Origin of the sequence: Kribbella sp. NBC_00382 (assembly GCF_036067295.1) — a bacterium.
GTDB lineage: Bacteria > Actinomycetota > Actinomycetes > Propionibacteriales > Kribbellaceae > Kribbella.
The window spans coordinates 1,587,508-1,609,847 of sequence record NZ_CP107954.1 but is presented as its reverse complement, the minus strand read 5'-3'; the positions used below and the strand labels follow the sequence as shown (position 1 = coordinate 1,609,847).

General features: G+C 67.5%; 22 protein-coding genes. 6 read left to right on the top strand and 16 right to left on the bottom strand.

From position 1 onward, the window contains the following. Positions 1-103: 103 nt before the first annotated feature. From OHA70_RS08030 to OHA70_RS08000, 7 genes are all read right to left on the bottom strand, one after another. A complete protein-coding gene (locus tag OHA70_RS08030) occupies positions 104-241 on the bottom strand; it encodes a SapB/AmfS family lanthipeptide (RefSeq protein WP_328330177.1) in 138 nt (45 codons plus the stop codon). Between the two features lie 4 nt (positions 242-245). After that, positions 246-2,807, bottom strand: coding sequence for a class III lanthionine synthetase LanKC (gene lanKC / locus OHA70_RS08025; protein ID WP_328330175.1), 2,562 nt, complete (start codon positions 2,805-2,807; stop codon positions 246-248). Positions 2,808-3,046: 239 nt separating this feature from the next. Beyond that, positions 3,047-4,015, bottom strand: coding sequence for a catalase (locus OHA70_RS08020; protein ID WP_328330173.1), 969 nt, complete (start codon positions 4,013-4,015; stop codon positions 3,047-3,049). A 70-nt stretch (positions 4,016-4,085) separates the two neighbouring features. Next, entirely contained in the window at positions 4,086-5,150 is a 1,065-nt protein-coding gene (locus tag OHA70_RS08015; protein WP_328330172.1) for an ABC transporter ATP-binding protein, read from the bottom strand. Then, positions 5,147-5,953 (bottom strand): molybdate ABC transporter permease subunit, encoded by an 807-nt coding sequence (modB, locus tag OHA70_RS08010; protein WP_328330170.1) that lies wholly within the window; start codon positions 5,951-5,953, stop codon positions 5,147-5,149. Before modB ends, OHA70_RS08015 begins: the two co-directional genes overlap by 4 nt. 339 nt (positions 5,954-6,292) lie before the next feature. Beyond that, complete coding sequence (gene modA, locus OHA70_RS08005) at positions 6,293-7,078, bottom strand: molybdate ABC transporter substrate-binding protein (RefSeq protein WP_328330168.1); 786 nt, start codon at positions 7,076-7,078, stop codon at positions 6,293-6,295. Then, the gene (locus OHA70_RS08000) at positions 7,078-7,482 is read right to left on the bottom strand and encodes a TOBE domain-containing protein (protein WP_442913875.1); all 405 of its coding nucleotides are present in this window, start codon (positions 7,480-7,482) and stop codon (positions 7,078-7,080) included. Before OHA70_RS08000 ends, modA begins: the two co-directional genes overlap by 1 nt. Before the next feature lie 102 nt (positions 7,483-7,584). Here OHA70_RS08000 and OHA70_RS07995 point away from each other — a divergent pair, with 102 nt between their 5' ends. Further along, positions 7,585-9,513, top strand: a complete 1,929-nt coding sequence (locus tag OHA70_RS07995; RefSeq protein ID WP_328330163.1) for an acyl-CoA dehydrogenase family protein — start codon at positions 7,585-7,587, stop codon at positions 9,511-9,513. Further along, a complete protein-coding gene (locus tag OHA70_RS07990; protein WP_328330161.1) occupies positions 9,506-10,123 on the top strand; it encodes a hypothetical protein in 618 nt (205 codons plus the stop codon). Before OHA70_RS07995 ends, OHA70_RS07990 begins: the two co-directional genes overlap by 8 nt. 476 nt (positions 10,124-10,599) lie before the next feature. On the opposite strand, the gene OHA70_RS07985 is transcribed toward OHA70_RS07990, so the two are convergent. Continuing rightward, positions 10,600-13,146 carry a bifunctional FO biosynthesis protein CofGH gene (locus OHA70_RS07985; protein ID WP_328330159.1) on the bottom strand — a complete coding sequence of 849 codons (2,547 nt, stop codon included), beginning with the start codon at positions 13,144-13,146 and terminating at the stop codon, positions 10,600-10,602. A 188-nt stretch (positions 13,147-13,334) separates the two neighbouring features. Between OHA70_RS07985 and OHA70_RS07980 the strand changes: the two genes are divergently transcribed. Beyond that, positions 13,335-13,835 (top strand): TetR/AcrR family transcriptional regulator, encoded by a 501-nt coding sequence (locus OHA70_RS07980; RefSeq protein ID WP_328330157.1) that lies wholly within the window; start codon positions 13,335-13,337, stop codon positions 13,833-13,835. Here the strand turns inward: OHA70_RS07980 and OHA70_RS07975 are convergent. Then, positions 13,807-14,223 carry a hypothetical protein gene (locus OHA70_RS07975; protein ID WP_328330155.1) on the bottom strand — a complete coding sequence of 139 codons (417 nt, stop codon included), beginning with the start codon at positions 14,221-14,223 and terminating at the stop codon, positions 13,807-13,809. The genes OHA70_RS07980 and OHA70_RS07975 overlap by 29 nt on opposite strands. A 3-nt stretch (positions 14,224-14,226) precedes the next feature. On the opposite strand from OHA70_RS07975, the gene OHA70_RS07970 reads away from it, so the two are divergent. Further along, positions 14,227-14,640 (top strand): MerR family transcriptional regulator, encoded by a 414-nt coding sequence (locus tag OHA70_RS07970; protein WP_328330153.1) that lies wholly within the window; start codon positions 14,227-14,229, stop codon positions 14,638-14,640. A gap of 23 nt (positions 14,641-14,663) precedes the next feature. On the opposite strand, the gene OHA70_RS07965 is transcribed toward OHA70_RS07970, so the two are convergent. Then, entirely contained in the window at positions 14,664-15,254 is a 591-nt protein-coding gene (locus tag OHA70_RS07965) for a TetR/AcrR family transcriptional regulator (RefSeq protein ID WP_328330151.1), read from the bottom strand. 102 nt (positions 15,255-15,356) lie between these two features. Here OHA70_RS07965 and OHA70_RS07960 point away from each other — a divergent pair, with 102 nt between their 5' ends. Then, complete coding sequence (locus tag OHA70_RS07960) at positions 15,357-15,797, top strand: OsmC family peroxiredoxin (protein ID WP_328330149.1); 441 nt, start codon at positions 15,357-15,359, stop codon at positions 15,795-15,797. 91 nt (positions 15,798-15,888) lie between these two features. After that, complete coding sequence (locus OHA70_RS07955; protein WP_328330147.1) at positions 15,889-17,757, top strand: FtsX-like permease family protein; 1,869 nt, start codon at positions 15,889-15,891, stop codon at positions 17,755-17,757. Here OHA70_RS07955 and OHA70_RS07950 read toward each other — a convergent pair. Genes OHA70_RS07950 through OHA70_RS07925 form a run of 6 tightly spaced genes read right to left on the bottom strand, consistent with a single transcriptional unit; the run spans position 17,732 to position 22,300 of the window. Further along, positions 17,732-18,241 carry a DUF2867 domain-containing protein gene (locus tag OHA70_RS07950; RefSeq protein WP_328330145.1) on the bottom strand — a complete coding sequence of 170 codons (510 nt, stop codon included), beginning with the start codon at positions 18,239-18,241 and terminating at the stop codon, positions 17,732-17,734. The genes OHA70_RS07955 and OHA70_RS07950 overlap by 26 nt on opposite strands. A gap of 19 nt (positions 18,242-18,260) precedes the next feature. Continuing rightward, a complete protein-coding gene (locus tag OHA70_RS07945; protein ID WP_328330143.1) occupies positions 18,261-18,815 on the bottom strand; it encodes a TetR/AcrR family transcriptional regulator in 555 nt (184 codons plus the stop codon). A gap of 35 nt (positions 18,816-18,850) precedes the next feature. After that, on the bottom strand, positions 18,851-19,375 hold the full coding sequence (locus tag OHA70_RS07940) for a hypothetical protein (RefSeq protein ID WP_328330141.1): 525 nt from the start codon (positions 19,373-19,375) through the stop codon (positions 18,851-18,853). 43 nt (positions 19,376-19,418) lie between these two features. Further along, the gene (locus OHA70_RS07935) at positions 19,419-20,633 is read right to left on the bottom strand and encodes an MFS transporter (protein ID WP_328330139.1); all 1,215 of its coding nucleotides are present in this window, start codon (positions 20,631-20,633) and stop codon (positions 19,419-19,421) included. Next, on the bottom strand, positions 20,630-21,073 hold the full coding sequence (locus tag OHA70_RS07930; protein ID WP_328330137.1) for a MarR family winged helix-turn-helix transcriptional regulator: 444 nt from the start codon (positions 21,071-21,073) through the stop codon (positions 20,630-20,632). Before OHA70_RS07930 ends, OHA70_RS07935 begins: the two co-directional genes overlap by 4 nt. Positions 21,074-21,121: 48 nt before the next feature. Continuing rightward, positions 21,122-22,300, bottom strand: coding sequence for a glycosyltransferase (locus OHA70_RS07925; RefSeq protein WP_328330135.1), 1,179 nt, complete (start codon positions 22,298-22,300; stop codon positions 21,122-21,124). Positions 22,301-22,340: the final 40 nt, after the last annotated feature.

Sequence of the window (22,340 nt, the reverse complement as noted above, 5' to 3'; positions counted from 1 at the left end):
TCGGCCCTGGGTGGGAATGCTGCCCACCCAGGGCCCCCGGAACCTGAGGGTCACACCGCCTTCGTCATCACTCGACGTCCGGCGGCGCGGCCCCGTGGCCCGATCAGTGGCAGAGCAGAAGGCTCAGGTTGCTCGGACGCTGGGAACCACAGCCCAGCACGGTGAGCGTGGAGCCACCGTGGCCGTGCCCGCCGTGACCGTAGCCCGGGGTCTCCAGACCCTGAAGGTCGAGAAGTGCCATTTGTTTACACCTCCTTCGAGGTGAGTAGGGATGGGGACTCGGACCACTGGGGAGGTCCGAGGAACGGGAGGGTGACGCGCTGCTCGTGCAGCGCCGCACCCAGGGCCAGCAGGACGCCGGCCGATCCGGTCGCCAGGTCCATCGAGAGACGGAGCAACTGGTTGCCGGGGTACGCGAGGCCGCCTTCGAACGGCATCGCGTGCCAGCCGAGTCCGCGCACCAGGTCGGTGGTCTCGACACCCAGCGCCGGAGCGGCGAGGAGGAGACCGGCGCGACCCATGAACAGGCCTGGCTGGACGTAGTAGGAGCAACGGGCGACCCGTCGCAGGGGTTCGAGCTGCGGCGCCAGCTCCGAGTCGGGCCGGAGCCCCAGGAACCGTTGCAGCACGAGGGCGATACCGGCCGAACCCTCTTCCAGATAAGGAAGTGTGCGCCAGCCCTGGTTCACCTGGAGAGTGCCGTCGGGCGTCTGGAGACAGCGCCGCAGATCCTGCCGGATGGCGATCTCGGCCAGATCCAGCAGTCCGGTGTCGCCGGTCAGCTCGTAAGCCTCGAGGAAGAGCAGCGCCGGTCCGGACGAGCCGTACATCAGCCCGGCCCGCGGCTTGTCCCCACCGCTGGTCTCCGGTACGTCGGTGACGTCGCCGAGTCGGTCTGCCACCAGGTCGACCACATGGATCGCCTTGGCCCGCAGGACTGGCTCGCCGGTGAAGTGCAGCAGGTTGAGACCGATACCGGCCAGGCCGCTGTGCAGTCCGAGCTCACGCGTCGCGAGCTCGTCGGCCAGCGTGCGCTCGACCAGGTCCAGCGCGTCCTGCTCATGACCGAGGTCGTTGAGGACATGCGCGATACCGTGCAGCCCGTCGTACAGGCCCGGGCCCATCTCGCTGGTCAAGGCGTGCTTGCGCAGCCAGTCCTCGTACTCCGGGAAGCGCCCGCCCCCAGTCTGAGCAAGGGCATAAAGCACCCCCGCTGCACCAGTGGCAAGGTTGGTCCCCCCGCCGGGCTGGAACTGGGCGATGTCGCCAGGGAACAACCTGTCGTCGCGCTCGGGAGTGGCGCTGGCCACGATCGCCTTGGCGAGCGCCGCTCGCACATCGACCCACTCGGCGCGACCCGGCAGCGCGAGCGACTCCATCTCGGGGTCGCTGGTCAGCTCGGGACCGACGATCGTGCGGACTGCCTGATCGAGCGTCTGGCGAGGCACCGAAAAGGTCTCGGCGATCATGTCGGCGAGCTGGAAAGCCTTGCTGGGATGGAGATTCAGCAGCATCGTCGTCTGCGGCGCGAACAGGCCGAGCGTGATGCAGGCCAGTGCGTAGAGGTCGACGTCCGGGCCCTGCCGGTCGCCGGGAGCGGCGTACCCGGGATGGGCGAGCGCCGACCGGGCCTGCTCCTCGACGAGCGTCGCGACCTCGAAGTCGATCAGCACCATCCGCTCACCGTTGCTGAGCAAGACGTTGTCGGGGTGCAGGTCGCAGAAGACGACACCTCGCCCGTGCAGCTGAGCGACAGCGGCCTGGACGTCGGTGACGATGCGCGCGGCCCATTCGGCGTACTCCGCCAGCTCGGCCTCGGTCGCGTCGGGGTGGGTCAGCGGGTAGCGGCGGACCAGTTCGCGCTGGAGCGGGTTCGCGTCGACGAACTCCTGGACCAGGAAGTGGTGCTCGCCCAGCTCGAAGTAGTCGTGCACCTTCGGGACCACGTCGAGGCCCTCGAGGCGCTGCAGGATGTCGCGCTCGTGGCCGACCCGGGCGACCGCGTCGCGGCCGCTCATGTCCAGCCCGGCGAGCGGCCGGCCCTCCTTCAGTACGACCTTCGCGCCGGTCTCGTTGTGGTGGCCGAGGTACACGCCGCCGCCGTTGGAGAACTGGATGACGCCTTCGATCGTGTACGCCAGCTCGTTCGTGGTGACCGAGTTGCGCGCGTCCAGATGCTCTTGCAGGAAAGGCGGCAGGGCGATCCACGGCGGCATCGAGAAGGTCGGGCCGCGATGGTCCGGGACCAGTCCGCCGGAGTCATCGGAGAGGGCGAGCACGCGCTCGCCGCCTTCGTTGAGGCAGTACCGGCTGACGAAAGCGCCGTACCGGACGAAGAGCGGGCCTTCGGCGTACCGGAGGTCGCTCAGGATGTACGGCCCGCGGACGCCCTGCAGGAGGCCGTCGAGCTCCTTGAGGACGAGCTCCAGCTGGGCCTCGTCGGTCGGGTAGATCGTGACGAGCTTGCCGCTCGAACCGCGCGGGGCGGACTTCGAGTTGACCATCACCATCACGGGCTCGTTGCGCAGGAACTTGAACGCGATGCCGCGGGGGACGCAGTAGTCCCACACCACGGCGAGTGTCTTCTCGGCGTCCTCGAGCCCGGAGGAGACATGGATCTTCCAGCCCTGGGCCGGCAGCTCGAGACCGTCCGGCGCGTAGTGCATCCAGGTCTCGCCGGGGACGTGGCTCCAGCCGGCCGGGACCGGCCGCGCACAGAGCGCGAAGTCAGGGTGCTCGGCACCACGGTTGGTCGGGGAGTCGTAGAACCGCCGGTCGGCCAAGCAGTAGAGCTCGTAACTTTCCATGACGATTCATCCCCCCTCTCGTTGGTGTGCCCGGCACATCTTGGGCAACGGGAGGAGGGCTGGCGTAGTGCATGACGTCACGACTAGACCGTGAAGAACTCACACCCTACGAGTGGGTAAGTAACCACTCTTTGTTACGTCGCGATCACTTTGAGCGGTGAAAACGCTGTTACATGATGCCATTCAGTGGCGGTGACGTAACAGGGCGTAACTTGTCGCGACTTTCCTCGTGCGAGGTCTTACTCGGCCGACCGGTGCTGCTGGCTGGCGAAGTAGGCGACCTTTCGGGCGCGCATCACCTCGCCCAGCGGGCGGTGCTCGACGAGTGCGTTCCAGGGGTCGAACTTGGCCGACTCGACCTCCGCGCCGAAGTCCGGGTCGGGGTGCTGCCGGAAGATCGTCAGCTTGCCGACGGTCAGGTACGGCGCGTCCCAGACCTTCGAGGCGTCCTCGATCGGGGTGTGCTGCTCGTCGGTGAAGAACTGCACCTGGAAGTCGTAGCTCAGCGGCCCCTGGTCGAGCCGCTGGTAGAGGTCGGCGGCCCAGTCCTCACTCGCTTGAGCGTTGACCTGGTCGGACGCAGCGGCCAGCTTCACCCGGACGGCGTACGGGCCGAAGGAGACCGGGGCGGCGCTGAAGAAGTCGTTCGTGGCGAAACCGCTGAAGGGCTCTTTCAGCGCGGTCTGGACGAGTTTCAGCTGGGGGATCATTCCGGGGTTCTTGAGCACCCGCAGCAGGAGCTTGCCCGGGGTACTGCCGCCGGTGGTGACGACTGTGGTGAAGTCCTCGCTGGTCGGCGAGCTGAACCGTTCGTGGTTGATCAGCGCGAAGTCCTGCGAGGTCGCCTCGCCGCCGAGCGCGCCCTTGCCGGAGACGCCGAGCACCTTGATGGAGAAGCCGCGGATGTCCGGAGTACTGTCCGGTGCCCGGTTGAAGCCGCCGTTGGAGAGCCGGAGCCAGGTGTCGTACTTGTTCTGGATGGAGAAGATGCCCTGCTTGGCGTGCGCGGGCAGATCGCCCGGTACCTCCAGCGTCGCCCGCATGGCCGCGAGCTGTTTGCGGTGCAGCGCCCGGCCGGTCCCGAACTTCTCGTCCTTCCGCCCCTGCATCTCGGCGAAGGCCTTGCCCTGCGCCTCGTGCCGCGCGGCCTCCCCGGGGTCGATCACTTCACGCCAGTCGGTACTCGGCTCGGCCACGGCTTCTCCCATCGGGTGGATCCAGCGGTCCCACCCAGTATCCGCCCTCCCGAATGTTGCACCAGGCAACCGACAGATGAACTTATGCCGGGTACGTCTGGACCTCGGTGGCCTTGAGGGTGGCGTGGAGTTTTTGGCCGGGAGCGAGGTGGAGGTCGGCTACTGCTGCGGTGGTGATGTCGGCGAGGAGGGTTGCGGGGGCGGGGGAGTTGTGAGGGGTCAGGCGGACGCGGACGGTGTGGGCGTGTTGCTCGATGCCGGCTACCTGCATGGGCCAGGTGTTGCGTGGGGTGCCGGTCGGGGGTTCCGGGTAGAGGCTGACGGCTGAGGGTGGGAAGGCGACGAAGACCTTGCCCTCGGAGGGAGTCGCGATGGTGAGGGTGCCGCCGTCGGTGAGGGTGACGGTGGTACCGGCTGCCGTGCCTCGGTAGAGGTTGAGGCCTACGAGTTGTGCTACGTACTCCGTGCGCGGGCGGCGGGCGATCTCGGTGGGTGGGCCCTCTTGGACGATCTTGCCGTGCTCGACGATGACCAGGCGGTCGGCGAGGACCATCGCGTCGAGGGGGTCGTGGGTGACGAGGAGGGTGCGGCCTTCGTACCGCTGGAGGTGCTGGCCCAGCTCGGCGCGGATGTGGAGGGTGGTGCTCGCGTCGAGGGCTGCGAGGGGCTCGTCGAGTAGTAGTAGGTCGGGGGAGGTGGCCAGGGCGCGGGCCAGGGCTACGCGTTGGGCTTGGCCGCCGGAGAGGGCGCGTGGGCGGGTTTTCGCGTACTCCGTGAGGCCGACCGTCTCGAGCCAGCGGGCCGCCACGGCGCGGGCTGTGCGTTTGTCGGTGCCGCGGGCGCGGAGGCCGAAGGCGACATTCTCGAGGGCGCTCAGGTGGTTGAAGAGCAGGTAGTCCTGGAAGACGACTCCGATCGGGCGGTGGTCGGCCGAGCGGAAGGTCTTCGGCGGTTCGTCCCAGAGGGTGTCGTCGAGGCGGATGCTGCCGTCGGTGATCGGGAGCAGGCCGGCGATCGCGCGGAGGGCCGTGGTCTTGCCGGCGCCGTTGGGGCCGAGCAGGGCGACGACCTCGCCCGGCTCGACGGCTAGGTCGAGGTCGAGTCGGAAGGCGTCGCGGGTCACGTGCAGATCGGCGTACAGGGTCATCGGAGACCACTGATCCAACGCTCGCGCAGGCAGGCCAGTACGACGACCGAGACCGCCAGGAGCACGATGCTGAGTACTACGGCGACGTCGGGGTCGGACTCCAATGCGAGGTAGACGGCGAGGGGCATCGTCGTCGTACGGCCGGGGAGGTTGCCGGCGAAGGTGATCGTCGCGCCGAACTCACCGAGGGCACGGGCCCAGCACAGCACCGCACCCGCCACGATGCCCGGCGCGATCGACGGCAACGTGACCCTCCTGAACGTCAGCCACCGACTGGCGCCCAACGTGGCCGCCGCTTCCTCGTACCGCGGATCGGCGGCTCGCAACGCGCCCTCCACCGAGATGACCAGAAACGGCATCGCCACGAACGCCTCGGCGACGATCACCCCGGCGGTCGTGAACGGCAACGTGAACCCGAACCACAGATCCAGCCGCTCACCCACCAGCCCGCGCCGCCCGAGCACCAGCAGCAACGCCACCCCACCAACCACCGGCGGCAACACCAACGGCACAGTCACCAACGCCCGGATGATCCCCCGCCCAGGAAGCTCCGCCCGCGCAAGCAACCAAGCCAGGGGCACCCCAAAAACCAAACAGATCACCGTCGCACTCGTCGCGCAGATCAACGAAAGCTTCAGCGCCTCCCCAACCGCAGCACTGAACAACCGCTCCGGCAACGTCGACCAAGGCGCCTGAGCCAGTAGTCCAACCAGCGGTACTAGGAGAAAGGCCAACCCGAGCAGCGCAGGCAGCAGCAACACAGCAGGCAACCGCCCACCAACCCGCTGCCGCCGCCTCTTCACGCCACCCAAGATCTCACCTCACCTCCCAGAACCCGCCGCCCCGCGCTCCACGCAGACCAGTCGCCAGGAGAGTGGAGCCCCCCACGAACCCACCCCTCGGTAGACCCCACGACCCATCCCTCCGCGCCCCCCGGCCCACCCACCCCGTCCCCATTTCGGGGGTTAACCCCCGAAATCGTGGGTTGCCACCCGCGAAAATGGGGTGGCAACCCACAACGTGGGGGGTTAACCCCTGAGATGGGGACGAGGTGGAGGGGGGCACGGGCCTCGGGCCGGGTGTGGGGCGGGGGCGGGGTGGAGGGGCACCGTGGTCTCGGGCCGGGTGTGGGGCGGGGTTGGTTAAGGGGCTTCGAAGCCGGCGGCGGTTAGGAGCTTGGTGCCGGCTGGGGAGAGGACGTAGTCGACGAAGGCCTTGGCGGTGTCGGGAGTCTTGGAGTTGGTGAGGGTGGCGATGGGGTATTCGTTGATCGCCTTGGACGCCTCGGGGAATTCGATGCCTTCTACCTTGTCCTTGGCGGCGAGGACATCCGTCTTGTAGACGAGGGCGGCGTCTACCTCGTCCAGGCTGACCTTGGTGAGGGCTGCCTTGACGTCCTTCTCCAAGGTGTCGGGCTGGGGAGTGAGGCCGGCTGCCTTGAAGACCTTGTCGGCGGCGGCGCCGCAGGGGACCTCGACGGCGCAGAGGGCGATCTTGCGGTTCTTGTCGGTGAAGTCCTTAAGGCCGGTGATCTTGCCGGGGTTGCCCTTGGGGACGGCGATCTCCAGCTCGTTCTTGACGAACGTGGTCGGGGTGCCCTTGTCGGTCACCTGGTCCATGTTCTTCGGGGCGGCCGAGGCGAAGACGTCAGCGGGCGCGCCCTGGTTGATCTGCTCGGCGAGCGCGGAGCTGCCGGCGAAGTTGAAGACCACCTTGACGCCGGGGTGCGCGGCCTCGAAGTCCTTGCCGAGCTGGGTGAAGGTCCCGGTCAGCGATGCCGCCGCGAATACGTTGATCGTGCCCGAGAGGCTCGCAGTACTGCTGGAGCTGCTGCTCGGGGACGAGGCCGCCGGGGTGTCGTCCCCGCAGCTCACCAAGGTCAGGGCAGCAACGGCAGTGACGGCGGTTGCAAGGGTGCGGCGGAACATCAGGCCTCCGGGATCTCGACGACGACATGGGTGGATTTGATGGACGCGACAGCGATCACGCCCGGCTCCAGGCCGAGCTCGTCCGCCGCTTCCCGGCTCATCAGCGACACGACCCGGAACGGGCCGGCCTGCAGCTCCACCTGAGCCATCACGCCGTCCTTGACGACGCGCGTGACGATGCCGCGCATGCGGTTGCGGGCCGACGCGGCCGTGGTGGCACCCGGCTCGGGCGACTCCGCCAGCTCCTGCGCGAAGGCGGCCAGCGCCGCACCCTCGACGGCCATCCGGCCACCGTCCTGAACGGCCGGCAACCGCCCCTGGTCGACCCACCGGCGCACGGTGTCATCACTGACTCCGAGCAGCGCAGCAGCCTCACTGATCCGCAAATTCGGCATGAACGGCATCTTATCGCCGCATTTGCGCATTCTGTATGCCATTTTCGGTTACCGGCCACGAACGCGAGCGTCGTCACAGCGCCCGCTGAGCCCGCGGATTAGGTTGTCACCATGAGCACGGGGCTGCGCGAATATCTGGACGGGCCGCACAAAGCGGCAAGGGATCTGGTCCGCGACGGGCTGGCGGCGAACGCCGAACTGCTGGACGCTGGACTCGAGCTGAGCCGGTCGGAGTACCGGGACAAAGTGCTAGCGGTGATGCAGCAGATCACCGCCGAGGGGCACACCGGCCGCGGCTTCCCGAAGGAGTTCGGCGGGCAGGGCGATCTGGGCGGCTTCATCGCCGGGTTCGAGACGCTCGCGTTCGGCGACCTGTCGCTGATGGTGAAGGCAGGTGTGCAGTTCGGTCTGTTCGCGGGCGCGATCCTGCACCTCGGCACGACCCGGCACCACGACGAGTACCTCACCGACGCGATCGAGGGCCGCCTGCTCGGCTGCTTCGCGATGACCGAGACCGGTCACGGCTCCAACGTCCAAGCACTCGGTACTACGGCGACGTACGACCCCGCGACCGAGGAATTCGTCATCCACACCCCGACCGCCGCCGCGCGCAAGGACTACATCGGCAACGCGGCCCGCCACGGCCGGATGGCCGCCGTCTTCGCGCAACTCGTGGTCGGCGGCGAGACGCACGGCGTGCACTGCCTGCTCGTCCCGATCCGTACAAAGGACGGCGACCCGCTGCCCGGCGTCACGCTCTCCGACTGTGGTGCCAAGCTCGGCCTGAACGGCGTCGACAACGGCCGAATCGTCTTCGACCAGGTCCGGGTCCCGCGGACCGCGCTGCTCGACCGCTACGCGCAGGTCGATGCGGAAGGCAACTACTCCAGCGAGATCGAGAACCCGGACCGCCGCTTCTTCACCATGCTCGGCACTCTCGTCCAGGGCCGAGTCTCGGTCGGCGGCGCCGCGATCAACGCAAGCAAGGTCGCCCTGACCATCGCCATCCGGTACGCCGATCGCCGCCGCCAGTTCGGCGCCCCCGGCAGCGCGGACGAGGCTCTGCTGCTCGACTACCGCATGCATCAGCGCCGGCTCCTGCCGCTACTCGCCCGGACGTATGCGCTCCACTTCGCCCAAGCCGAGCTGGTGGAGGAGTTCGTCCGCCTGTTCGGTGGCGACGGTGAAAAGAACGACCATGACCAGCGCGCATTGGAAGCGCAGGCGGCCGGTACGAAGGCGCTGGGGACCTGGCATGCGACCGAGACCATCCAGATGTGCCGCGAGGCGTGTGGAGGGGCCGGGTACCTGGCGGAGAACCGTCTGGCAACCCTGAAGGCGGACACCGACGTCTTCACCACCTTCGAAGGCGACAACACGGTGTTGCTGCAGCTCGTCGCGAAGGGGCTGCTGACCAACTACCGGGAGTCGTTCGGCAAGCTCGACCCGCTCGGGACGGCCCGGTTCATCGCGGCGCAGGCGGTCGAGATCGCGGTGGAGAAGACGGCGCTGCGGACGCTGATCGAGCGCCTGCGCGACGTGGTGCCGAACCGCAACGACTCGGCCGACCCGGATGCCGGGTTGCGGGACGACGCGTACCACTCCGGCATGCTGCGCTTCCGGGAGGAGCACATGCTGGCGGGGGTGGCTCGACGGCTCAAGCGCGGGATCGATGATGGAGTCGAGGCGTTCGAGGTGTTCAACCGGTGCCAGGATCACGTCATCGCGGCCGGCCGGGCGCATGTGGAGCGGGTGGTGTCGGAGGCGTTCCTGGCCGCAGTACAGGCTGCGCCGGAAGGTACTCCGCGGGAGCGGCTGCGCGATCTCTACGACCTGCACGCGCTCGTGACGATCGAGGCGGAGCGGGCCTGGTACATCGAGCACGGGCGGTTGTCGGGCGGCCGGTCGAAGGCGATCACGGCCCTGGTGAACGAGCTTTGCGCGGCTGTTCGCCCGTACGCCGGGGAGCTGGTGGACGCGTTCGGCGTACCGGGCGCGGCGGTGGATGTGCCCATGGTTGTACCGTCTCAGCATGAGTGAGCCGATTGAGCCCGCATCGGCCGCCGAGGCCGCCCGCGAACTGGCGAAGGTGCTGCTGGAGCAAGCCGACGCCCTGGACCTGCACGATCTGCGGGCCACCACGGCGATCGAGAACGTCCGGGTCCAGGCCCGGGTCCTCGCCGACGCGGTGCACGAGCGCGGCTGGGGAGACATCTTCCTCGGCATCGACTCGTACGACCCCGACGAGCTGGACGACCTGCCGCTGGGTCCGGACGACTTCGACGACCCCGACGACTACCGCGAGATGGTCGAGCGCGGCGACCTGGACGACCTGGACGAGGCGATCGTCCCGGAGAACGGGATCCGGCTCAGCTACCAGGCCCGGTACGACTTCGTGGTGACCGATCCCGAGGCGTTCGTCGCCTACGTCCGCAGCCGCGCGGACGAGGCCCAGAACGACGAGGTGATCGACGACATCGAGGACGCCCGGTCGGCCTTCGAGCTGCTCGGCTACCTCGACGGCCTCGGCTCCAAGGACTACGACACCGTCGGCCTCACCCCGGCCGGTGGCGAGGAGTCGCACAAGGTCGTCCAGTTCTCCCTCTGGGACCTGGACCCGACCCGCCGGGACGACACCTACCCGTACTGATCGTTGCCTCGACCCCCTAACCGGACCAGACCGGTCGGGGTGGTTGAGCGCTGGATTGTTGTTGCGGTAGGCAACTTGTCTACTGACGGGTACGGAAAGCGACGCCGTATATACGCAGCGTCGCCCTGCGCTAGATCAATGCAAATGTTTGACCGTGCTCATGGCGGCGGTCTGCTACCCCGTGACAACGTTCAGTTGTCGGCGACGGACGGGTCGCTGACGAAAAGGCTCCAGGTGGCACCGCGACTCCCGTCCGCGACCGGACTGTACCTCCCCTGCCGGTCACGGAATGAGTCCGCGGTTCCTCCCTCCTTCGGGCCGAACCGCCCTCTCGGGGCAAAGCAGGACGCCGGCCGTGTCGCCGGGGCGCCGGTCGCCAGTGAGGTGGTGACCGACGCCCGACACGGTCGGCGTTTCTTTTTCCCGAAGTACTGGTTGTGAATCTGGGGACCAGTACTTCGGGAAACGCTTGTTTTTCAGGCCAGTTCGAGCGCCGTGTGCGAGGTCTGCGGGACCTCGCCGTACGTCGTGGTGCGCTGGCGGGCCGGACGTCCGGCGGCCGTCGCCATCTGGGTGAGCTCTTCGATGGACTTGCGGGAGCCGTGCTTGGAGCCGGCCATCCGGCTGATGGTCTCCTCCATCAGGGTGCCGCCGATGTCGTTGACGCCGCCGTTCAGGACGTCGACGCAGCCGTCGGTGCCGAGCTTCACCCAGGAGCACTGGATGTTGTCGATCCGGCCGTGCAGCATGATCCGCGACATCGCGTGCACCGCGCGGTTCTCGTCGTACGTCGGGCCGGGGCGGGCCACGCCGGCCAGGTAGATCGGCGAGTTGGTGTGGATGAACGGCAGCAGTACGAACTCGGTGAAGCCGCCGGTCTGGTCCTGGACGGCGGCGATCGTGCGCAGGTGCTGGACCCAGTGGTGCGGGGCGTCGACGTGGCCGTACATCATCGTCGAGCTCGACGGCAGACCGACCTTGTGCGCCGTCGTGATCACCTCGATCCAGCTTGCCGTGGGCAACTTTCCCTTGGTGAGGATCCAGCGCACGTCGTCGTCGAGGATCTCGGCGGCGGTACCGGGGATGCTGCCCAGGCCGGCCTCCTTGACGGAGATCAGGAAGTCCTCGATCGACAGGCCGGTACGGACCGAGCCGTTGACGATCTCCATCGGGGAGTACGCGTGGACGTGCATCTCCGGGACGCGCTCTTTGATCGCCCGGACGAGGTCCGCGTACGCCGTACCGGGGAGGTCGGGGTGGATGCCGCCCTGCATGCAGACCTCGGTCGCACCGATCACCCAGGCTTCCTCGGCCCGCTGGGCGACCTCGTCCATCGAGAGCGAGTAGGCGTCGGCGTCGGTCCGTCGCTGAGCAAACGCACAGAACCGGCAACCGGTGTAACAGACGTTGGTGAAGTTGATGTTCCGGTTGACGACGTAGGTGACGTCATCGCCGACGACTGCCTTGCGTAGATCATCGGCGATCTTGGCCAGCTGATCGAGCGCCGGACCCGTTGCCGTCATCAACGTCAACGCTTGCGCATCGGAAAGCCCCGCCGGATCCCGTTCAGCAGCCGCCAGGGCTTCTTTGACGTCACCTTGAATTCGTTCTGGTGCTACCCGGTTCTTGACGTCTTCGCGGAGTACGTCCCAGTCGCCGTAGGCCGCGTCGAAGTCCGAGCGCGTTTCCGTACGACGGCCTTCGGTGTCGATGGCGGTGTGGAGGTCAGTGCGGCCGACGCTGTCCCAGCCGCCGTCGGGTTCCTGCCAGGGGAGGCCCTTCGGGAACGCGGACTCGTTGGCTAGGCCGGTCTCGGGGTCGACCAAAGCCTCGACGTGTGAGATCAGGCGCGGGTCGAGCCAGGGTTCACGCAGGTACTCCGGGTGCGCGGTAAGCCTTTCGCGCAAGGTGAAACCGGCGTCGGCGGTGACCTTGGCCAGGTCGTCGATCTGCGGCCACGGGCGCTCGGGGTTCACGTGATCCGGCGTCAACGGCGAGACCCCACCGAAGTCGTCGACACCCGCATCGAGCAGCAACCGCGCCTCGGCCAGGTCGACCAGGTTCGGCGGCGCCTGGACCCGCATCCGCGGTCCGAGCACGACACGGGTGACGGCGATCGCGGCGAGCCACTCCTCCAGCGGTACGTCGGCGTCGTTGCGCATCGCCGTGTCCGGCTTCACCCGGAAGCCCTGGATGATGACTTCCTGGATCCCGCCGTACTGCCGGGCGATCTTGCGCAGCGCGAAGATCGAGTCGGCCCGCTCCTCGAGGTTCTCCCCGATGCCGATCAGCAGCCCGCTGGTGAACGGCACGTTGGAACGGCCCGCATCCTCCAGCACCCGCAGCCGGATCGCCGGGTCCTTGTCGGGCGAACCGTAGTGCGGCTGGCCCTTCTCCTCGAACAGCCGCCGCGAGGTGGTCTCGAGCATCATGCCCATGCTCGGCGCGACCGGCTTCAGCCGCTGAAGGTTCTGCCACGACATGACGCCCGGGTTGAGATGCGGCAGCAGGCCGGTCTCCTCGAGCACGCGGATCGACATGGCGCGCACGTAGTCGAGGGTGCTGTCGTATCCGGCCTCCTCGAGCCACTTCTTGGCCGCGTCCCACCGATCCTCGGGGGCGTCGCCGAGGGTGAAGAGCGCTTCCTTGCAACCGAGGGCGGCACCCTGGCGGGCGATCTCCAGCACCTCGTCCGGGCTCAGGTACGGCGAGTGCACGCGGCCGGGCGTGGTCGCGAACGTGCAGTAGTGGCAGCGGTCCCGGCACAACCGGGTCAGCGGGATGAACACCTTCTTGGAGTAGGTGATGATCCCACTCCGGCCCGCGTCGGCCAGTCCTTGGTCACGCACCCGGGCTGCGGTCGACATCAGCTGTTCGAGCGCGGAGCCGGAGGCGGACAGCAGTACCTCGACCTCTGCCGGGTCGAGCGTCTTGCCGTCGTCGGCCCGCTTCAGCGCGCGCCGCATGGCGGTACTGATCGGGGCGTTCGGGGGAGTGGCTGGGGGCTGCTGGGGGTCAGTCACGACAAGAAGCGTAGGCCGCCTCCGGAGTGGATCCAGCCGATTCCAGGGGGCAAAAACAATCAGTACGTCTGTCCTGGTACTTTGCCATTCGCGCAGGTCAGGCGGGTTGACGAGCCGGTGGTGAGGGCGGTGATGAGGTGGCGGGCAAGGCCGTCGATGGGCGTCGTGCGCGCGGTCGGTTGCGTCGGGTGGAGCTCCTGACGGCGACGCTGGCCGTGATCGAGCGGGACGGTGTCGCCGGAGTCAGCCACCGAGCGGTGGCGGCCGAGGCTGGGGTCTCCTTGGCGTCGACGACCTACCACTTCAGCTCGTTGGATGACCTGCTCGTGGCGGCGCTGACCTGGGCAGCCGATGACCTGGCGGCCGAGTTGCATGAGCGCGTCAACGAGATGGGCGCCCGCCCAGCCGATGAGCTTGCTCGGCTGATCGAACACTGCTTGGTCTATCGGCGCGGCCGCACGCTCGCGGAGTACGAGCTGTATCTGCTGGCAGCTCGCCGGCCCGCGCTCCGTGAAGCCGCCGCCGCTTGGCTCGAACCGCTCACCCAGATCGCCCGGAACTTCACTACGGACCCCCAGAAGGCAAGCCTCCTGGTCGCAGCGCTGGACGGCATCCTGCTCCAGTCCCTGATCGGCGCCCGGCCCTATGATCACGCGGACTTCACCGCACTGCTGACCCATCTCCGCTAGCGGCGCGGACCCGCGTCAGCCAGGGAGCGAGCTGGGCGATGCCGAAGGCGACCTCGAAGGCGAGGAAGATCCACAGGAGTCGGAAGGCTCCCTGGCCGAGCGCGTAGGCCTGCCAGGTCGCGAACAGCACACGTGCGATTCCGTCGTACAGGCCGTAGACCGGCAGGGCTCTGACGATGCGGAGGACGGACCAGACGACCACGAGTGAACCCATCAGGTTCGCGTACAGGACCTGGATCGGATCGAGCGCGGGAAGCTCGCCGGCGCCCAGTGACGACATCAGGTCGTGCAGCAGCCGATAGGTCCACGGGGTGGCGAATCCGGCGGTGACGACGAGGTCGTACCAGGCGCTGGTCCGGACGAGGCGAAGGTAGCTGGGACGGTTCATGAGGTGACCGTAAACAGTGGAGTACTGTCCAAGGTCAAGTCGAGATTCCGGCGGAGGATCATGCGTATCGGGGAGTTGGCCGCGCGGACGGGGACCAGCAAGGACACCATCCGGTTCTACGAGAAGGTCGGGCTGGTCAGCGGCGATCGGCTGGCCAACGGGTACCGGGATTTCGGGCCTGGGATGGTGGAGTGGGTGCGGTACATCCGCACTGCGCAGACGCTGGGGTTCTCGCTGGCGGAGATCGGCCGGCATGGCGCCGAGTTGAGCGACGTACCGGATCAGGCGGCGGCGTTGTCCGCGTTGTTCGCGGCGAAGATCCAGGTCGTCGATGACCGGATGGCTGAGCTGGCCGCGATTCGGGCCGACCTTGAGAATCGCGCTGGTACTGGCTGCCCGCTCCGCGCTGCTGGTTGATCTTGAAGGGCTGCTGACTCAGCTCAGAGGGCGGCGTCGACGATTGCGTTGAGGGCCGTGGTCAGCCGGTCCCCGACCCGGGTGGAGTCGCCGAGGTAGCCGGCGATCAGCGCGCCGTCGCGGAGCATCAGCATCTGGTCGGCGACGGCGTAAGACGGCTTGCCCGCCGGGGTGCCCAGCCGGGTCGCCAGCGACCGGAAGAAGGTCCACCACCAGCTGCGCTGCTCGTCGACCAGTCGCCGGATCGGATGCGTGGGATCGGCGTACTCGGCGCCGGCGTTGATGAACGGGCAACCGCGGAAGCCCGGCTGGCAACTCGAGTCGGCCAGCAGCTTGGCGACCGCGGCCATCGCGCGGCGCGGGTCGTCGTCCCGGGCGGCGGTGGTCACCGCGATCCGCTCCCAGTCGGCCCGGCGCTCGAGGTACGCGAGTACCAGGTCGTCCTTGGTGGGGAAGTGACGGTAGAACGTCGCCTTCGTGGTGCCGACGCCGGCGATGATCCGGTCGGCGCTGATCGCCCGGATGCCTTCGCCGTAGAACAGTTCGCTCGCGCACTCGATCAGCCGGTCCCGCACGGGGACGGTGCGCTCGGGGGCGCTGGTGTCCTCTGTCATCTCCGTCACTATCCCATCTTCGGCGGGCCCGCTTGATTGACCTCAGCAAGAGTGACTAGTTAGTCTACCTGTGTTCTCAGTCGAACTTCTAGGGAGACAGACATGCCCACACGTACTGCTCGTACCGCCTGGAACGGCACCTTGCAGGAGGGGTCCGGCCAGGTCGAGCTGACCAGCTCCAAGATCGGCACCTACGAGGTCTCCTTCCCCAAGCGGGCGGCCGAGGGCGCGAACGGCACCACCAGCCCGGAGGAACTGATCGCGGCGGCCCACTCGGCTTGCTTCGCGATGCAGTTCTCGGCGCTGATCGCAGAGGCCGGTGGTACCCCGATCGCGCTGGAGATCCAGGACGACGTCACCCTCGGCCCGGACCCGGACGGCGGCTTCAAGCTGACCGGCATCAAGCTCACGGTCCGCGGCGAGGTAGACGGCCTGGACGCCGACGGCTTCGCCAAGGCCGCTGCAGACGCCAAGGCCACCTGCCCCATCAGCAAGGCCCTCACCGGCGTCGACATCACCCTGGACGTAGCCCTCGAGCAGTAGCCCACTCCGTCGTCGTCGGTAGCTTCAGCGCTACCGACGACGGGCGTTGGGGGTAGGGCGTGCAAGCGATCCGGCCGGTTGGCTGGTGGGCATGCTGAGGATTTCTGTGGGGGCGCTCCGCGACCGGTGGCAACTGTTCGCCGGTGCGGTGGTTGCGGTGGCGCTCGGAGTGGGGTTGGTGCAGTCCGCGCTGCAGGTGATGGCGGCGACAGACCGACCCGTACTACCGGCCGGGCTCTCAGGAGCTGAGCGAGCGCACATCCGCGACGGCTACGCGGGCGCCGCGACCCTGCTGGGAATGGCGGTGATGCTCGCCGTCTTCCTGACCGTGTTCATCGTCAGTACGACGTTCGGCTTCACCGTCGCGCAACGGCGGCGGGAGCTGGCGTTGCTCCGCTTGATCGGAGCGCAACGCGGCAGCCTCCGGCTGATGCTGCTCGGCGAGGCTCTCCTGCTGGGCTTGCTGGGAACGGCAGTCGGCGTACCGCTCGGCGTACTGGGCACGCTCGCGCAGTCGAAACTCCTTGTCTCGTTGGGAATGCTGCCGCACTGGTTCAAAGCGCCCTGGGATCCCGGAGCCCTGTCGGCCGCGGCCGTGGTCGGCGTCTCGACCGCGCTCGTCGGAGTCTTCGCGGCTGCCTGGCGTGCCTCACGGATCACCGCACTCGAAGCATTGTCGGATGCGCCGAGCAACCAGCGCGTCATGACGGGGTGGCGATGGTTCTGGGGTCTGTCGGCCGTCGGCGTGACCGTCCTGTTCGTCGTCGTCGCTCAAGCGGCGAGTGATCTGGTCGCCGGACTGATGATCGCGTTGCTGGTGATGGTCAGCGGCTCGGTCGCCCTGAGCCAGCTGAGCCCGATCGCCGTACCGCTCGCCGGACGGCTCCCCGCGCTCGTATTGCGCGGCAGTCTCGTCGCCGGCCTGGCTCGCGCCAACGTGCTTCACGCAGTACGCCGCAGCGCCGCGACAGCCGCTCCGTTGATCGTGCTGGTCGGCCTGCTGCTCGGTCTATGGGGGACCTTCGGCTCGCTGGCCAAAGCGGTCGGCGAGGAGCAACGCCAACTCGTCACTGCCGATCTGGTGGTGAGCGGCACTGTCCCGCCCGCCACCGACATCGCCGTCGCCTCACCGCAAACGACTGTGGCGATCACGGTCCGGCGCAACCGCTCCACCGTGTACTCCGAGGCGATCGGCATCGACCCGACTGCCTGGCGGCGTACCCACAAACTCCTTCCCCGCAAGGGATCGCTCGACCGGCTGACCGGCGGGACGATCGCGATCGGTCCGGGCATGAGCGCCGAGGGCTACAAACTCAATTCGGTGCTAGCGGCAACCATTGACGGGCGCCAGGTCAAGCTGAAGGTGGTCGCGATCCTGCCCGAGACGCTGGACATCGGTGACAACTTCTTCGTCCCGCGCGCTCTGACGCCGACCGGCCGGACGGAGACGTTGGTCAAGTTCGCCGACGGCGCCGACCAGACGGCGGCAAAGCATCGGCTTGGTGGTCGTACGGTGGCCGACTGGGCGGAGAGCCGGGGCGAGGCGCAGCAGCGCGGCAATACGGCCATCTTCGCGGTACTGATGGGGTTGGCCGGTGTCTACGCCGCGGTCGCCGTCGTGAATGCGATCGTGATGGCGGCGGCCGAGCGACGACGCGAGTTCGCACTCGCAAGGATGGCCGGCCTGACCAGGGCACAAGTCGTTCTGGTCGCCCTGGTCGAGTCGCTGACCGTCGTCTTCATCGGCGTCCTGCTCGGCTGCATCGTGGCAGCCGCCGCCCTGGCCGGCATCGCCACCGGTACTGCGAGCACGTACGGCGTCGTAGTCGTCGCAATCCCCTGGCGCCTGCTCGCCCTGATCCTCGGCAGCTCCCTGATCGTCGTCGGAGCCACCGCCGCCGGTACCGCCTGGGTGGCGACCAAGTCGCAACCGATCAGCTTGCTCGGCGGCCGCGAGTAACGCCGGCGTGGCACATCGCCCGGATGACGAGGTGATGGAACGGGCGGATCAGGTTGTAGTAGAAGCGGCCCGCCGGGCGGAGGTAGTTCACCAGGGTGACGGCCTTGAAGGCGCGGATCGGGCCGGAGTCGTCGACGATGATCGCCAGGTAGCCGATCAGGTGGTTGTCGGTGACCTTCAGCAGCAGGTAGTGCTCCTCCTCGCCGCGGTCGACGGTGAAGAAGGACAAGTGGTCGCCCGGGGTGAAGCTGACGTCCTCCGGGGTGAGCTTGGTCTTGGGTGGCATCCCGGCCATCCCCAGGCCGAGCAGCTTGGCCACTGGTACGCGAAGGGCGAAGAGGAAACGTCCGGCCGCGGAACTGTTGCCCAGGGCACCGGCCACGAACTCCCGGAGGCTGACGGGACCAGTCACGGTCTTCACGTCGATGACGTCGGCGGACGGCAGGAGATCGGCTAGTTCGGGAAGATCGGCGTAGGTGGGCATGGCGGGCTCCTTCTCAACCTCAACTGAGGAACGGTTTGCCGGTGGCCAGGGTCAGCGTCGTCGCGTAGAGCGCACGCAACTCGGCGGCCGGCACCGGTGGTACGACCTGTTCAGCGCCGATCAGGATCAGATAGAGCAACCGAGCCAAATGCTCCGGCTCCTCAACCGAGTCGATCCCACGGCAAAGCTCTTGTAAATAAGCGGTTCTCGCGTGGTCAACCCGCTCCTGCGCAGCTCGCGCCTCCGGATCCTGCAAAGCCCAGGCCCGTACCGCGATCTCCAACCGCACATGATCCGCATCAGCCAGCACCAACTCCATCAACTGAGTCAGCTTGCTAGCGGCCGCAGCCTCGGGTTGCTCCTCGACGGTGTCAATCAGCCGAGTAGTAAACCTCTTCTCAAAATGCTCAAGCAAAGCAGTCCGAAACCCACCAGCCCCTTTGAAATGGTGGTAATACGACCCCTTGCTCAACCCCAACTCAGCAGTCAACCGCTCAATCGTCAACGCAGGCGACCCCTCACCGGCCAGCACCTTCAACCCAGCATCAAGCCAATCGGCCTTGGTAGTCACCATGCCAAAAACATACCATACTGTTTGGTATGACGTAGCTACTCCGACCACTTCAGCTGAAACGCCACCGGTCGATCACCGATGCCCAGGGTCACCTCGCCCGGGACCGGGTCGTCATTCACGACGACCTTGACCCACTCGATCAGCCCGGTGGGGAGCTCACCGTCGTGATGCGGCTGCTGTGAATCCACAGCCTCGACGATCGGCCACTCCGGGTCGCTCCACCGGAGTACGGTGCGGCCGGTCAGCGCCAGCGCCTGGGCTATGTCCGGCGCCAACCGGCTGGTCCGCTCCTGGCTGAGAACGTCGTACAGCAGGTCGGGGACGGCCTTCCGGGTGAGTTGGTCGACGGCCTCTGGTGGCACCGGCAGGAAGGTGCTGCAGCTGATGATCGGGACCGCGGCGGAGTCGTAGCGGAAGACCTCCATCGCCTTGCCTCGGCCCGGTGCGGGCGCGATGTCTTCCAGTTCCCAGCCGAGGCCGTCCCGGGTAGAGCCCTCGCTGAAGACGGTTGTTGTGTAGTAGCGGCCGTCCAGAAACCACTCGTCCGCAGCGCTCGTCATGCCTCAGCAGCCTAGGGCGCCAGGCTGCTGAGGTGTATTGGGTTCAGGCGTCGGCGGCGGTGAGGGTGGTGGCTTCGGTTTGGGAGTGGGCTACTGGGGTGCGGAGGTGGGCTAGGGGTTTCCAGCCGGTGGCTAGGACGCCTACACCTAGTAGTACTGCGAAGGCGCCTACCCAGAAGGGGACCTGGACGTTGATTTCTTCGCCTAGTTTGCCGGCTAGCCAGGGGGCTACTGCGCCGCCGGAGAAGCGGACGAAGCTGTAGGCGGCGGAGGCGGTGCCGCGTTCGACCGGGGCGGCGGCCATGACTGCTTCGGTGATGAGGGTGTTGTTCACGCCCAGGAAGAGGCCGGCGACGATCACGCCTACGGCTAGTACCGGCGGGTGGTGGGCGTAGACGCCCATCAGGGCCAGGTCGGCGGCGAACAGCAGGAGCGACGTCATCACGACAGGCAGGGTGCCGAAGCGGCGTTGGAGGCGGGGGGCGGCGAAGACCGACGTGAGGGCCAGGCCGATGCCCCAGCCGAAGAAGATCAGGCCGATCTGCCGGGCCGACATGCCCAGTGGGAACGGGGTGAAGGCGAGCAGGGTGAAGAAGCCGAAGTTGTAGAGCAGTGCGGTGACCGCGACGGTGGCGAGCGACCGGTGCCGGAGGGCCTTCAGTGGTTCGATGATCGACGTACGCCGGGGAGCGGGCGGCGAAGCGGGGAGCAGGAACGCGGTGGCGGCGAGCGCGATCGTCATCAGCACCGCGACGCCGAAGAACGGGCCACGCCAGGAGATCGTGCCGAGCTCACCGCCGACCAGCGGGCCGGCCGCGATACCGACGCCGAGCGCCGCTTCGTACAGGATGATCGCTTGAGCGACGGATCCGCTGGCAGAGTTGACGATCGTGGCCAGTGCGGTGGCGATGAAGAGCGCGTTGCCCAGACCCCAGCCGGCCCGGAAGGCGACGATCATGCCGATCGAGTTGGACAGGCCGGCGAGTGCGCTGAAGACGACGATGATGGCCAGGCCGATCAGCAGCGTGCGCTTGGCGCCGATCCGGCTGGAGACCGCGCCGGTGATCAGCATCGCGACGCCGATCACGGCCATGTAGCTGGTGAACAGCAGCGACACCTGGGACGGGCTCGCGTGCAGTTGCTCGGCGATCGGCTTGAGGATCGGATCGACCAGGCCGATGCCCATGAACGCGATCACACACGCGAAGGCGACCGCCCAGACGGACTTGGGTTGCTTCAGGAACGAGTTGCTGCTCACCGGTTGCTCTCCTCCAAGGGCTTGAGAATTCGGTGGATGACCGTGACCGCGGCCTGCAGGGTTTCGATGTCTTCCGGCGACAGGAGTTGGAGTCGCGCGGCGATGGCCTCGCCCGCTTCGTGCCGGGCGCGCTCGAGTTCGTCGCGGCCGGCCGGGGTGAGGCTGATCAGGCTGGCCCGGGAATCGGCGGGATCGGGCTCACGGAGTACGAAGCCGTTCTCCTCCTGGCGCTGGACCAGGTTGGACATCGTCGGCTGCGAACACCGGTCCGCCTTGGCGAGCTCGCTGATCCGGGTCGGCCCGAGCTCGTCGAGCCGGCCCATCAGTCGCATCGCCGCATGCGGCAACGCGCTCACATCCCGGCTGGCGAGCCGGGTCAACCGCGCCGAGGCGACGACGACGTCGACCCCGAGCTGAGAAAGATCTGTCGAAGCGATCACGTAAGACGACTATACATAGGAATGCTATGTATATCCAGAGCGGGTGAGTCAGCTCACGGAGGCGATGATCCCGGCGGCCTCGGCTGGTCCGTCGACGGCGGCGTAGAGCTTCTGGATGCGTTCTGCCGCAGCCCCGAAAGACCTGTTGTCGAGCATCTGCGTTGCCTGGGCGACGAGATTGTCGGCCGAAGCTTTCAGTGCAGCGCCGAGCTGCTCGACCAAGGCGATGTTGAGGTCCTGCTCGGGATGCAGGGGGATGCCGAGGAGGGGTGTGCCGCTGGCCATCGCGGTCTGCACGCTGCCTTGGCCGGCGGTGGTGATGGCGAGGTCGACCTGGGGCATGACGAGATGGCTGGGGAGAGTGCCTTCGATCAGGATGCGGTCGGTCGCCAGGTCGGACAGATCGTGGATGGTCCCCGCGACCAGGATGCGGGTATCGAGGGTGCTGAGCGAGGCGATGGCGGCGCGGATCTGGGCGGCTGGGGTCGATGTCATGGCGAGGTAGATGGTCGGACCGGGCCGGTTGAGGAACTTCTGGACCCGATCGGGGAGCGGAAGGTCGAGGTGCGCGAAGAGGGGGCCGACGGCTTTGAGTCGCGAGCCCGCCCGATAGCCGGGATCACCGTCCGGATTCCACGCGGCCAGCTCAAGAGCGGAGACACCCAAGACCTCGGCGACCTCCGGTACCAGCGAGAGATCACCCAAAAGCAACGCCGCAAGGCTGGGAATCCCTTCTGTACCAAGGGAATCGGCGACCCGGTTGAAGCCCGAGCAATAGGCGTCCATCCGCCCGGGCTTCCGATCCGGCGGGAGAAACCGCTCGAAGACCGGCGGCACGAAACTCCCCGCATGCTCGGTCACCACCCGTACTTTGGCCAGCCGCGACGACAGCAATGCGGTCAGTGTGAAGCCAGTGACCGCCACGGTGACGCCATGAGCGCGGAAGTACTCCGCCTCCGCCTGCACATACGAACGGATCTCCTCATCGTCGTACATGCTCTGCCCCGGATCGCCCAGCCCGATGGCCGAACCGACGAACCGCGCAGCCCGCGCCGGCGAAAGGCCAGGCCCCAGTACGTCGTACGCGATGCCGGCCAACAGCCGCTCGTGCGGACCGCCATGGGTGGCGACGCGGACCGGCAGGCCGAGCTCGGTCAGGGCGCGGTGGAGCTCGAGCATCCGCGAGGTCTCGGACAGGTAGGCGCAGTGTGGCAGTAAGCAGATCACGATCTTGCCCCCTCCGACGATGATAGGTAATATATTGCCT